The organism is Methylomonas koyamae (assembly GCF_006483455.1).
Taxonomy (GTDB): Bacteria; Pseudomonadota; Gammaproteobacteria; order Methylococcales; family Methylomonadaceae; genus Methylomonas; species Methylomonas koyamae_B.
The window spans coordinates 196586-208941 of sequence record NZ_PPPU01000012.1 but is presented as its reverse complement, the minus strand read 5'-3'; the positions used below and the strand labels follow the sequence as shown (position 1 = coordinate 208941).

11 protein-coding genes and 1 tRNA gene are annotated in these 12356 nt (G+C 55.9%); 2 read left to right on the top strand and 10 right to left on the bottom strand.

The window, feature by feature from the left end; translation table 11 throughout:
* Positions 1-189: 189 nt before the first annotated feature.
* The 6 genes from C2U68_RS07010 to rlmE all read right to left on the bottom strand — a co-directional run bounded on the left by C2U68_RS07010 (position 190) and on the right by rlmE (position 5582).
* Positions 190-274: transfer RNA gene (locus C2U68_RS07010), tRNA-Leu, on the bottom strand.
* A gap of 8 nt (positions 275-282) precedes the next feature.
* The gene (secG, locus tag C2U68_RS07005) at positions 283-693 is read right to left on the bottom strand and encodes a preprotein translocase subunit SecG (protein WP_140911793.1); all 411 of its coding nucleotides are present in this window, start codon (positions 691-693) and stop codon (positions 283-285) included.
* 21 nt (positions 694-714) lie between these two features.
* Complete coding sequence (tpiA, locus tag C2U68_RS07000) at positions 715-1461, bottom strand: triose-phosphate isomerase (RefSeq protein ID WP_140911792.1); 747 nt, start codon at positions 1459-1461, stop codon at positions 715-717.
* Between the two features lie 54 nt (positions 1462-1515).
* The gene (gene glmM / locus C2U68_RS06995) at positions 1516-2856 is read right to left on the bottom strand and encodes a phosphoglucosamine mutase (RefSeq protein ID WP_140911791.1); all 1341 of its coding nucleotides are present in this window, start codon (positions 2854-2856) and stop codon (positions 1516-1518) included.
* Between the two features lie 71 nt (positions 2857-2927).
* Complete coding sequence (ftsH, locus tag C2U68_RS06990) at positions 2928-4844, bottom strand: ATP-dependent zinc metalloprotease FtsH (RefSeq protein WP_186289524.1); 1917 nt, start codon at positions 4842-4844, stop codon at positions 2928-2930.
* 120 nt (positions 4845-4964) lie between these two features.
* Positions 4965-5582 carry a 23S rRNA (uridine(2552)-2'-O)-methyltransferase RlmE gene (rlmE, locus tag C2U68_RS06985; protein ID WP_140911789.1) on the bottom strand — a complete coding sequence of 206 codons (618 nt, stop codon included), beginning with the start codon at positions 5580-5582 and terminating at the stop codon, positions 4965-4967.
* A gap of 49 nt (positions 5583-5631) precedes the next feature.
* Between rlmE and yhbY the strand changes: the two genes are divergently transcribed.
* Positions 5632-5898 (top strand): ribosome assembly RNA-binding protein YhbY, encoded by a 267-nt coding sequence (yhbY, locus tag C2U68_RS06980; RefSeq protein ID WP_140911788.1) that lies wholly within the window; start codon positions 5632-5634, stop codon positions 5896-5898.
* Positions 5899-5934: 36 nt separating this feature from the next.
* On the opposite strand, the gene greA is transcribed toward yhbY, so the two are convergent.
* The 4 genes from greA to C2U68_RS06960 all read right to left on the bottom strand — a co-directional run bounded on the left by greA (position 5935) and on the right by C2U68_RS06960 (position 11484).
* A complete protein-coding gene (greA, locus tag C2U68_RS06975) occupies positions 5935-6411 on the bottom strand; it encodes a transcription elongation factor GreA (protein WP_064020763.1) in 477 nt (158 codons plus the stop codon).
* A 20-nt stretch (positions 6412-6431) separates the two neighbouring features.
* Positions 6432-9653 carry a carbamoyl-phosphate synthase large subunit gene (gene carB, locus C2U68_RS06970; protein WP_140911787.1) on the bottom strand — a complete coding sequence of 1074 codons (3222 nt, stop codon included), beginning with the start codon at positions 9651-9653 and terminating at the stop codon, positions 6432-6434.
* A gap of 22 nt (positions 9654-9675) precedes the next feature.
* Positions 9676-10803 carry a glutamine-hydrolyzing carbamoyl-phosphate synthase small subunit gene (gene carA / locus C2U68_RS06965; protein ID WP_140911786.1) on the bottom strand — a complete coding sequence of 376 codons (1128 nt, stop codon included), beginning with the start codon at positions 10801-10803 and terminating at the stop codon, positions 9676-9678.
* A 240-nt stretch (positions 10804-11043) separates the two neighbouring features.
* Positions 11044-11484, bottom strand: coding sequence for a Spy/CpxP family protein refolding chaperone (locus C2U68_RS06960; RefSeq protein WP_140911785.1), 441 nt, complete (start codon positions 11482-11484; stop codon positions 11044-11046).
* A 184-nt stretch (positions 11485-11668) separates the two neighbouring features.
* On the opposite strand from C2U68_RS06960, the gene C2U68_RS06955 reads away from it, so the two are divergent.
* Complete coding sequence (locus tag C2U68_RS06955; protein WP_140911784.1) at positions 11669-12355, top strand: response regulator transcription factor; 687 nt, start codon at positions 11669-11671, stop codon at positions 12353-12355.
* Position 12356: the final 1 nt, after the last annotated feature.

The window sequence follows — 12356 nt, the reverse complement described above, 5'->3', positions numbered from 1 at the left end:
TCGAAAGACGCTGTCTAAACAGGTGTCCGGTTTTTGTTGACCATTACAATTCAGTGTTACTGAAAAAGTTACTGCGAAAATTGCAAGTTGTTACTGCATTTCTTTGCACATCGTTGGACAATAAAAAACCCGCGAACCTGGAAGATTCGCGGGTTTTTGTACTTCTTTGCACCTCAGTGCATTCTCATCTGGTACCGACGGCCGGACTTGAACCGGCACGACTTGCGTCACCACCCCCTCAAGATGGCGTGTCTACCAATTTCACCACGTCGGCATTAACACTTATTGCGCGGCCGGTTTTTCGACTTCTTTGATGGCCGGCGCTTCGGGGATTTTGGCGTCGACTACGCCCGGCACTGCAGCGGGAACCTCGGCAGCGCTCTGCGGTAACGGCAGTTCCGACTTAGCGGGTTCTGCCGCTGCCGGAGCCGATTCCAGAACGATGTCGGTCTTTTTGCCTTGATAACCGCCCATCACCGCCAGACCCAAGCTGGTTATGAAAAACAGGGTCGCGAAAATTGCTGTGGTTCTGGACAGGAACGATGCGGAACCCTGGGCGCCGAACACCGAACCGGATGCGCCGCCGCCGAAAGTTGCTCCGGCGTCCGCGCCTTTTCCTTGTTGCATCAACACCAAACCAATGATGCCTATGCCCAGGAAGATATGAATAATTATTATAATTTGGTACAACATAAAGACCTTAATCGGATGGAACTAAACCGAATGGCAAATTTGCAGGAAGCCTTTGGCATCGAGAGATGCCCCGCCCACCAAACCGCCATCAATGTCCGGCTGCGCAAACAAACCTTTGGCATTATCAGGTTTGACGCTACCGCCGTATAAAATTTGTACTTTCTCGGCAATGGCAGCATTTCTGTCTGCGATGCGTTTACGAATGTACTGGTGCACTTCTTGCGCTTGCTCGTCGGTAGCGACTTTGCCGGTACCGATCGCCCACACCGGTTCGTAAGCGATGACCGCTTTTTCGAACGCTTCGATGCCGGCTTCGGCAATCACTGCGTCCAATTGCTCGTCGACGACTTGGAAGGTTTTGTCTTGCTCGCGCTCTTCCAGGGTTTCACCCACGCACAATACCGGCACCACGCCTTTGCTCAAAGCTTGAGCGAAACGTTTGGCGACGGATGCGTTGGTGTCGCCGTAGTAGCTGCGGCGCTCGGAATGGCCGACTAGAGCGTATTTGCAGCCGACATCGGCCAGCATCGCCGCGGATACTTCACCGGTATAGGCGCCAGCCGCTTGGTCCGCCACATTTTGCGCACCCAAGGCGATTGGCGAGGACGCCAATATCGTGCGGATATCTGACAGGTAGACGAATGGAACGCACACGGCAACTTCTTGCTCGACGTTACCAAGGCCGTCGGCCAAGGCTTGCGCCAGCTTTTGCCCCTCTTCCCGAGAGCCGTTCATTTTCCAATTCCCCATAATCAAAGATCGACGCATTGCACCCTCCAAGCTAAATAAGACCGCATATGATATCGGGATAAGCCCGCTTATTCAAGCCGCAATGGCCTTCTTCACGTCTGCCGCCAACTGGTTGGCGTAACGGGTGACATCGTCTTCGTCGACACCTTCCACCATCACCCGGACTAATGGTTCGGTGCCGGACGAACGCAACAACACCCGGCCTTTGTCGCCGAGTTTTTTCTCGACGGCTTCGACGGCTTTCTTGATGCTGTCGATTTCCTCGATTTTGACTTTTTTCTCGGTTCTGACGTTGACCAGCACTTGCGGGTATTTCTTCATACCGGATTTGAGGTCGTGCAGGCTTTTGCCGGTACGCTGCATTTCCGCCAGCACCTGCAATGCCGCGACGATGCCGTCGCCGGTGGTGGTTTTGTCCAGACAAATGATATGGCCGGAACCTTCACCGCCCAACATGCCTTTGTTCTCCGTCAGCATTTCCATTACATAGCGATCGCCAACCTTGGCTCGCAGCAGTTGCAGGTTCAATGCGTTCAAGGCGTGTTCCATACCCAGATTGGACATCAGAGTACCGACTACCGGCCCAAGCAATTTGCCTTCGTCGAGGCGCGATTTGGCAATGATGTAGATCAGTTCGTCGCCGTCGACGATCTCGCCCTTATGGTCGATCATGATGACGCGGTCGCCGTCGCCGTCCAGCGCGATGCCCAAGTCGGCGCGGTACTCGAGCACCTTGGCAGCCAGATACTCCGGTTTGGTAGCGCCGCATTCGTCGTTGATATTCAAGCCGTCCGGCTCGGCGCCTATCGTCACCACCTCAGCCCCGACCTCGCTGAACACGTGCGGCGCGATATGGTAAGTGGCGCCATTGGCGCAATCGATAACGATGCGCATGCCTTTGAAGTCCAGATGCGGCGGTACCGTAGCCTTGCAAAATTCGATGTAGCGTCCGGCCGCGTCGCTGATGCGTTTGACCTTGCCCAATTTCGCCGACTCAACGGTCGTGATCGGCGCGTCCAGATATTGCTCGATTTGGTGCTCGACTTCGTCCGGCAATTTGGCGCCGTCGACCGAGAAGAACTTGATGCCGTTGTCGTAGTAAGGATTATGCGAAGCGCTGATTACAATGCCGGCTCTGGCCCGCAGCGTCCTGGTCAAATACGCGATACCCGGCGTCGGCATCGGCCCCAACATCCGGGTATCGACGCCGGCCGCCGACAAACCGGCTTCGAGCGCCGATTCGAACATATAGCCGGAAATCCGGGTGTCTTTGCCTACCAAGACGAAGCCGCTGCCTTCCCGCGCAAAGACCCTGCCGGTGGCCCAGCCCAGTTTCAACATGAAGTCGGCGGTTATCGGGTACTCGCCGACCTTACCCCGAATACCGTCGGTACCGAAATATTTTTTTGCCATTCTCGAATCTACCTTATTTAAACCAAAAAAAAGAGAGGCCGGAGCCTCTCTTGTTATTCCATGCGGCGTTATCAGCCCTGTTCGGCTGCACCGCCAATCGATTCATCGCCGCTTTTTTGATCCCAATGGTCGTTTTTCCGCTCATCGCTTGGCGACGGCGTATCGTCCCAGCCTTTAGGCTCGCGAACCGGTTTTCTCGACATCAAGTCGTCGATTTGGTACTTGTCGATGGTTTCGTACTTCATTAACGCCTCTGCCATCGCGTGCAGGATGTCCATGTTTTCTTTCAGAATGGTTTCGGCGCGCTCGTAGTTGCGATCGATGATCGAGCGAATCTCTTCGTCAATGGTATGCGAGGTTTCCTCGGCAACCGATTTGTGCTGAGTCACGGACCGGCCCAAAAAGATTTCGCCCTCTTCTTCGCTATAAGCCAACGGCCCCAGGCGCTGCGACAAACCCCATTTGGTCACCATGTTGCGGGCCAGTTCGGTGGCACGCTCGATATCGTTGGACGCGCCGGTCGACACCTCTTCCCAACCGAAGATCAGTTCTTCCGCGATACGGCCGCCGTACAGACTGGAAATCATGCTGTCCAACTTGCGCTTGCTGGCACTGTACTGGTCGCGTTCCGGCAGGAACATCGTCACACCCAAAGCCCGGCCGCGCGGCATGATGCTGACTTTATAGACGGGATCGTGGTCCGGCACCAAGCGGCCGACGATGGCATGACCGGCTTCGTGGTAGGCGGTCATTTTCTTCTCTTTCTCGTCCATCACCATCGAGCGCCGTTCCGCACCCATGATCAGTTTGTCCTTGGCTTTTTCCAAATCGACCATGCTGACCAAGCGCTTGTTGAAGCGGGCGGCAAACAATGCGGCTTCGTTGACCAGGTTGGCCAAGTCGGCACCGGAAAAGCCCGGGGTGCCTTGGGCGATGTATTTGACTTTGACGTCGTCGGCCATCGGCACTTTTTTCAAATGCACATTCAGAATCTGCTCGCGGCCGCGGACGTCGGGCAAGCCAACCACCACTTGACGGTCGAAACGACCGGGACGCAACAACGCCTTATCCAGTACGTCGGAACGGTTGGTTGCCGCGATAACAATAATGCCTTCGTGGCCTTCAAAGCCGTCCATCTCGACCAGTAATTGGTTCAAGGTTTGTTCGCGCTCGTCGTTGCCGCCGCCCAGACCGGCACCGCGGGAACGACCGACCGCGTCGATCTCGTCGATAAAGATAATGCATGGCGCGTGCTTCTTGGCTTGTTCGAACATATCGCGCACCCTGGAGGCACCGACACCGACGAACATTTCGACGAAGTCCGAACCGGAAATGGTGAAGAACGGCACCTTAGCTTCGCCGGCAATTGCCCGCGCCAACAAGGTTTTACCGGTACCCGGAGGTCCGACCATCAGCGCACCGCGGGGGACTTTACCGCCCAAGCGCTGGTATTTGGCCGGGTCTTTCAAGAAGTCGACCATTTCCTGGACTTCTTCCTTGGCCTCATCGCAACCGGCGACGTCGGCAAAAGTGACCTTGTTCTGATCCTGGTCCAGCATCCGGGCCTTGCTTTTACCGAAACCCATCGCACCGCCGCGGCCGCCGACGCCACCGCCCTGCATCTGCCGCATGAAGAACACCCAAACCGCTATCAGCAACAGAATCGGGCCGAAAGACACGAATATCTGCATCAGCATCGACGGTTCTTCGGGCGGCTGCACGGTGATTTCGACCCCGTTCGCCAACAAATCGTCAATCAAATGCGGGTCGTTCGGCATATAAGTCTTGAACTTATCGCCGGTGTGCATGCGGCCTTTGACCGTATTATCGGAGATCGCGACTTGCTGAACCTGACCGGCTTTAACCGCGTCGATCAGTTGCGAATACGACAAATTGGCGTCGCTACGAACCGCCCGCGACCCGAAATTGTTGAATACGGCCATCAATACCACCGCGATGACCACCCACAAAACCAAATTTTTAATCATATCGCTCAAGTTACGCGCTCCAGCCAGGAATGGCCAACATATTTAAAAACCGAGTAATTGTATCAGGAGTACTCGCACCCTACCGGCTGGGACCGCCTGTAATCGAGGCATTTCGCCGGTTCATTTAAAACCTTTCGCCAGAATGTAGACTTCGTTGCTCCGCGCTCGCGAAGCCTTGGGTTTTCTGATTGCGACGCTGCTGAATTGCTGCCGCACCTGATTATAGTACTCGTCGAAACCGCCGCCCTGGAACATTTTTATTAAAAACGTCCCACCCTTGACTAAAATCCGCTGGGCGGCGTCCAATGCCAATTCCCCGAGATAGATAGAGCGCGGCTGATCCATTTCCCGGCTACCACTCATATTGGGGGCCATATCCGACAATAACAAGTGCACCGGCTCACCATCAAGCACTTTGTACAATTTTTCCAGGACTTCGTCTTCCCGAAAGTCGCCTTGAATGAATTCGACACCCTCGATCGGTTCGATCGGCAACAAATCCAGCGCAATCACTTTACTTTTCTTGCCGACGATCTTGCTGGCGTATTCCGACCAACCTCCGGGCGCCGCACCCAGGTCAACTATATTAATACCAGGTTTGATGATTTTGTCTTTTTCCTGAATTTCGATCAGCTTGAATACCGCCCGCGAGCGGTAACCCAGGGCTTGGGCTTTCTTGACATATTCGTCCTGGAAATGTTCCTGCATCCACTGCTGGCTACTTTTGCTGCGTGCCATATTTTCTATTCGTGTAAAATCGCTCGGTTTTAGAAGTCAAGGAAACTGCGTGAATCCCATCCAAAAGAAAAAACTCAAAGCCCAGGCACATGCCTTGAACCCGGTGGTGATCATCGGTCAGGCCGGCCTGACCGAAGCGGTGCTGAAAGAAATCAATGTCGCGCTGGATGCGCACGAACTGATCAAAATTAAAATTCGCGCCGACCGGGACGAACGCGCAGTGATCTCGGAACAAATTTGCGCTGAAACCCAAGCCGAGCTGATTCAGTCTATTGGCCAAATTGCTGTGGTTTACCGGCAGAACCCGAAAAAATAGCCTATTGGGGAGGCAGCGCCTCCCCGCTCGAACCGGCTAGATATATTTGACCGAAATAATCTCGTACTCAACATCGCCGCCCGGCGCCTTCACCGTCACGACATCTTCAACTTCCTTACCGATCAAGGCCCGCGCGATCGGCGATCCGACCGAAATCCTGCCTTCCTTGATATTGGCTTCGTCCTCGCCGACGATTTGGTAAGTCACAACCTTACCCGAATCCAGATCCTCGATTTCCACCGTCGCGCCGAATACGACCTTGCCGTTGGCATCGGTTTTGGTCACGTCAATGATATTGGCATTGGACAACTTGCCTTCGATTTCGGCAATCCGCCCTTCCGCAAAACTTTGTTGTTCGCGCGCCGCATGGTACTCGGCATTTTCTTTCAAATCGCCGTGCTCGCGGGCCTCGGCGATGGCCTGGATAATCCGCGGCCGAATCACGGTTTTCAATTCCTCCAGCTCGGCGCGCAGCTTATTGGCGCCAGCCACCGTCAGCGGAAATTTTTGCATCTACTGCTCCCCTTTTTGCTTCATCCGTTAAAACTGTTATGCAAATCTTGCAGACAATTGACGTCGCCGGCATCGAGTTCACCCAACGCGTAACAAGCCGCTCTGGCGCCGGCCATCGTCGTGTAATAAGTCACCTTGCGCTGCAGCGCTTCCCGCCGCATCGTGAACGAATCCGCTACCGCTTTCGCGCCGTCGGTCGTGTTGATGACCATCTGAATTTCGCCGTTCTTGATCATATCCACGGTATGCGGCCGACCCTGGTTGACCTTGAACACGTCTTTACAAGCGATCCCGGCCTCGCGCAACACGCGGGCGGTGCCTGGAGTCGCGACGATTTCGTAATTTTTGGCGATCAGCATATTCGCCAATTCCGGCAACTTGGGTTTATCGGCATCACGAATACTGATCAACACTTTGCCGCTATGACTCAAATCCACGCCGCAAGCGCGTTGCGACTTGGCGAAGGCTTCGCCGAAGGTTTTGCCGACGCCCATCACCTCGCCGGTGGACTTCATCTCTGGCCCCAACAACGGATCGACGCCGGGGAATTTGATGAACGGGAACACTGCTTCCTTGACCGAGAAATACTCGGGGATGCGTTCTTCGGTCACGCCCTGCTCTTTCAACGACTTGCCGACCATGCAGCGCGCGGCGATTTTCGCCAGCGGATAGCCGGTGGCTTTGGAGACGAACGGTGCAGTCCGCGACGCGCGTGGATTAACCTCCAACACGTATACGGTCTCGCCTTGAATCGCAAACTGAGTGTTCATCAACCCGCGCACACCCAAGGCTTCGGCCATTTTCGCCACCTGCGCCCGCAACTGATCTTGCAAATGGGCCGGCAAATCGTAAGGCGGAATCGAGCAGGCCGAGTCGCCGGAATGCACGCCGGCCTGTTCGATGTGTTCCATCAAACCGCCGATCAGCACCGTTTCGCCGTCGTAAATCGCGTCGACGTCCATTTCCACCGCGTCGTCCAGGAAACGGTCGAGCAATACCGGCGAGTCATTGGAGACGCTGACGGCTTCTTTCATATACCGACGCAGACCGTCTTCGTTGAACACGATTTCCATCGCCCGCCCGCCCAACACGTAGGACGGCCGCACCACCAGCGGATAGCCGATTTCCTTGGCAGAATTGACGGCCTGCTCCACCGAACGCGCGGTCGCGTTGGGCGGCTGCAACAGATTCAAGCGCTCCAGCAATTTTTGGAAGCGTTCGCGGTCTTCGGCCAAATCGATAGAGTCCGGCGAGGTGCCGATGATCGGCGCTCCGGCAGCTTCCAGTGCACGCGCCAGTTTCAGCGGGGTTTGGCCGCCGTACTGCACGATAACGCCCTTGGGCTTCTCCAGATCGATAATTTCCAGCACGTCTTCCAAGGTCAACGGCTCGAAATACAAGCGGTCGGAGGTGTCGAAGTCGGTCGATACGGTTTCCGGGTTGCAGTTGACCATGATGGTCTCATAGCCATCCTCGCGCAGCGCCAAGGCTGCATGGACGCAGCAATAATCGAACTCGATGCCTTGACCGATCCGGTTCGGACCGCCGCCCAAGATCACGATTTTTTCCCGGTCCGACGGTTTGGCTTCGCATTCCTGCTCGTAGGTGGAATACAGGTAAGCCGTGTCGGAGGCGAATTCGGCCGCGCAAGAGTCAATGCGCTTGAACACCGGCCGAATGCCTTTCTTGTGGCGGACGTTGCGTACTTCCGACTCTTTGGTTTCCAGCAATTTCGCCAGACGCTTGTCCGAGAAACCTTTGCGTTTCAGCCGTAGCAATTCGCCGGGCTCCAAGGTTGCCAGGGTTTTGGTGGACAATGCCTTTTCGGTGGAGATCAAATCTTCAACCTGAGCCAGGAACCAGGGTTCGATTTTGCAGGCCTGGTGGATTTCCGCGAAACTCAAACCGCTACGGAATGCGTCGGCCAGGTACCACAAACGTTGCGGACCGGGGTAACGCAATTCGCGCAGGATAATGTCCTGGGCGTTCGAATCGGTCAAATCGGCCACTTCGTCCAGACCATCGACCCCGACTTCCAAGCCGCGCAAGGCTTTTTGCAGAGATTCCTGGAAGGTACGGCCGATTGCCATCACTTCGCCGACCGACTTCATTTGGGTGGTCAGCCGGTCGTTGGCTTGCGGGAATTTCTCGAACGCGAACCGCGGCACCTTCGTCACCACGTAATCGATGCTCGGCTCGAACGAAGCCGGCGTCGCGCCGCCGGTGATTTCGTTGCGCAGCTCGTCCAGCGTAAAACCGACCGCCAGTTTTGCCGCGACTTTGGCAATCGGGAAACCGGTGGCTTTGGAAGCCAGGGCCGAGGAACGGCTGACCCGCGGATTCATTTCAATCACGATCAAGCGGCCGTTATCCGGATTGACTGCAAACTGCACGTTGGAGCCGCCGGTATCGACGCCGATTTCGCGCAACACCGCCAGCGAGGCATTGCGCATGATTTGGTATTCCTTGTCGGTCAAGGTTTGCGCCGGGGCGACGGTGATCGAGTCGCCGGTGTGCACGCCCATCGGATCGAAGTTTTCGATCGAGCAGACGATGATGCAGTTGTCGTTACGGTCGCGCACTACCTCCATTTCGAATTCCTTCCAACCCAGAATCGATTCCTCGATCAACAGTTCGTTGGTCGGCGACAAATCTAGGCCGCGCTCGCAAATCTCGATGAATTCCTCGCGGTTATAGGCAATACCGCCGCCGCTGCCGCCCATCGTGAACGAGGGCCGGATGATGGTCGGATAACCGACCTCTTCCTGCGCGGCAAAGGCTTCTTCCATGCTGTGGGCGACTTTGGATTTGGCCACTTCCAGGCCGATCTTGCGCATGGCCTGATTGAACAGGTCGCGGTCCTCGGCTTTGTTGATGGCTTCCTTGGTGGCACCGATCATTTCCACGCCGTATTTGGCCAGCACGCCGTGCTTATCCAAGGCCAGCGCGCAGTTCAGTGCGGTCTGGCCGCCCATGGTCGGCAAAATCGCGTCCGGGCGTTCTTTTTCGATAATTTTTTCGACGGTCTGCCAGTCGATCGGCTCGATGTAAATCGCATCGGCCATGTCCGGGTCGGTCATGATCGTCGCCGGATTGGAGTTGACCAGAATCACCCGGTAGCCTTCTTCGCGCAAGGCTTTGCAGGCCTGGGTACCGGAATAGTCAAACTCGCAGGCCTGGCCGATGACGATCGGTCCGGCGCCCAGTAATAAAATCGATTTTATGTCGGTTCTTTTTGGCATATCACTCTATAAAAAACTGGGCTTAACGGGACTGGTCCATCAGCGTAATGAAATCGTCGAACAACGATTCCACATCGTGCGGCCCCGGACTGGCTTCCGGGTGGCCTTGAAAACTGAAGGCCGGTACGTCGGTGCGGGCGATGCCCTGCAAGCTGCCGTCGAACAGCGACACGTGGGTGGCTTTCAGATTGGCCGGCAAACTGTCGGGGCTGACCGCAAATCCGTGGTTTTGGCTGCTGATCATGACCCGGCCGCTAGCCAAGTCCTGGACCGGGTGGTTGGCGCCATGGTGACCGAATTTCATTTTCTCGGTTTTCGCACCGCTGGCCAGCGCCAACAATTGATGGCCCAGGCAAATCCCGAACACCGGTACTTTTTTCTCCAAAACAACCTTGATCGCCTCGATCGCGTAATCGCAAGGCTCCGGATCGCCGGGGCCGTTGGACAGAAACACCCCGTCCGGATTCAGAGCCAATACGTCGGCCGCCGGCGTTTTCGCCGGCACTACCGTGACCCGGCAGCCTCGGTTCGCCAATAGCCGCAGGATATTGCGTTTGACGCCGAAGTCGTAGGCGACGACATGTTTGACCAAGTCCGGCGCGGTTTCATGGCCGGCGCCCAATCGCCAGACATTTTCGGTCCACTCGTAGGCCTGGCCGGTGGTGACTTCCTTGGCCAAATCCATACCCTGCAAACCTGGGAAATCGGCGATTGCCCGGGTTGCCGCGTCGATATCGACGGTTTCGCCGGCCATGATGCAGCCGCGTTGGGCGCCTTTATCGCGCAGCAAGCGGGTCAGCTGGCGGGTATCGATATCGGCGATCGCCACCACATTGTGCTGTTGCAGATATTCGGGCAGGGTTTGTTGCTGGCGCCAGCTGCTGGCGAGCAACGGCAAGTCGCGAATCACCAAACCGCTGGCGAATACTTTTGCCGACTCGTCGTCCTCGGCGTTGGTGCCGACGTTGCCGATATGCGGGTAGGTCAGAGTCACGATTTGTCTGGCGTAGGAAGGATCGCTCAGGATTTCCTGGTAACCGGTCAGCGCCGTATTAAATACCACTTCCCCGACGGAACAGCCATCGGCGCCGATCGAAACGCCGTGAAACGCAGTCCCATCCTCTAATACCAGTAATGCGGGTTTATTCAAGATTGGCCACCTTAGATGTAGAAAACGGGATAAGCCTTGCGGCCGATCCCGTTCCGGAGAGATAAAAACAGCGAGATTTTACGAAATTATGCTTGTTTGGTCATTAACAATTTTCCGTTTTGGTGCACACCGGCCACACCGAGCCAAGAATCCTGGTCAACCGACGCCAACCGGCCTTCAATCCACCGACTCCCCGACCAATATGCCTTGCCTGGGATCATGGGCAATTAACAGTGTGATTCAATGTTCGGCTTTGTCCAGCTCGGCTTGTAACTTCTGCTGTTGCTCCGGGGTCAGCAGTTTATAGATCTGATTGTCGAGTTTAGCCTTATCCAACACGGCTTGCTTGTGCAATTCCAACGACTTTTCGACCAGGCTCAGGCTTTTCTCGTCGCTATAGTCGGCGGAAAAACTCAGTTTCCGTAACTCCTCGTGCATCGCCCGCCCCTGGCCCATCTTCTCCTTGCCCTGGCTAAACCGGTTCTGCAACAGGTTTTTGATCTCCGCCCGCTGCGCATCGCTCAGATTCAGCGGCCGCAGAAAGTGCGGCAGATGCTCGCCGGCAACAAACTCGCCATGACGAGCCGAATCGAAACCGCCCTCGCAACGAGGTTCGCCGTGGCGAGGGCCGGCGGCGACGGCAAGCGGCAACAGACTTACAACAATTAAGAACTTCTTCATAACAACTCCGTGACTTGGATTGATGGGATAAACGGCAACGCCGAGCAGCTATATGCCGGAATCCAGTATTGCAAACAGGGAGTTAACTGCGGTTAGCGCAAAGTAAAATTAAGTAAAAGCGGTTGGCGCGATTGCGCCGGCAACCGCTATCATGCGGCATCGAATTTTGGTGGAGTCAAAGCAGATGAGCAACGTGTTGATTATCGACGACGATGAGGAACTGGCGGGGCTGTTCAGCGAGTATTTGCAGCGGGAAGGCTTCGCAGTCGACATCGCCATGACCGGCCATTCCGGCCTGCAACAGGCCCTGTCCGGCAAACACCAATTGGTCATCTTGGACATCATGCTGCCGGACATCAAAGGCACCGAAATCCTGGCCCGAATTAGACTGGAGAGCCGGGTGCCGGTCCTGATGTTCACCGCCAAAGGCGACGATGTGGACCGGATCATCGGCCTGGAATCCGGTGCCGACGATTACGTGCCGAAGCCTTGCACACCGCGCGAGCTGGTCGCCCGAATCCGGGCGATTTTGCGCCGAACCCAGGCTGCTGCCGACCTCCGGCAACATGGGCCGATTTTGGTCGGACCGCTGCAAATCTGGAGCGAAAAACGCAAGGCGATCTGGTTCGACCAAACCCTGGAATTGACCAGCACCGAATTCAATCTACTCGAAGCGCTGGCTTGCCAGGCCGGCCAGGTGGTCAGCAAACAAGCCTTGTCGGAAAAAGCCTTGGGCCGGCCGCTGGCCCGCTTCGACCGCAGCATAGACGTGCACATGAGTAGTATTCGCCAGAAACTGGGCAATCAGGCCGACGGCCGCTCTTACATCCAGACCGTGCGCGGCCAAGGCTACCAACTGGTTAAGGATTGAG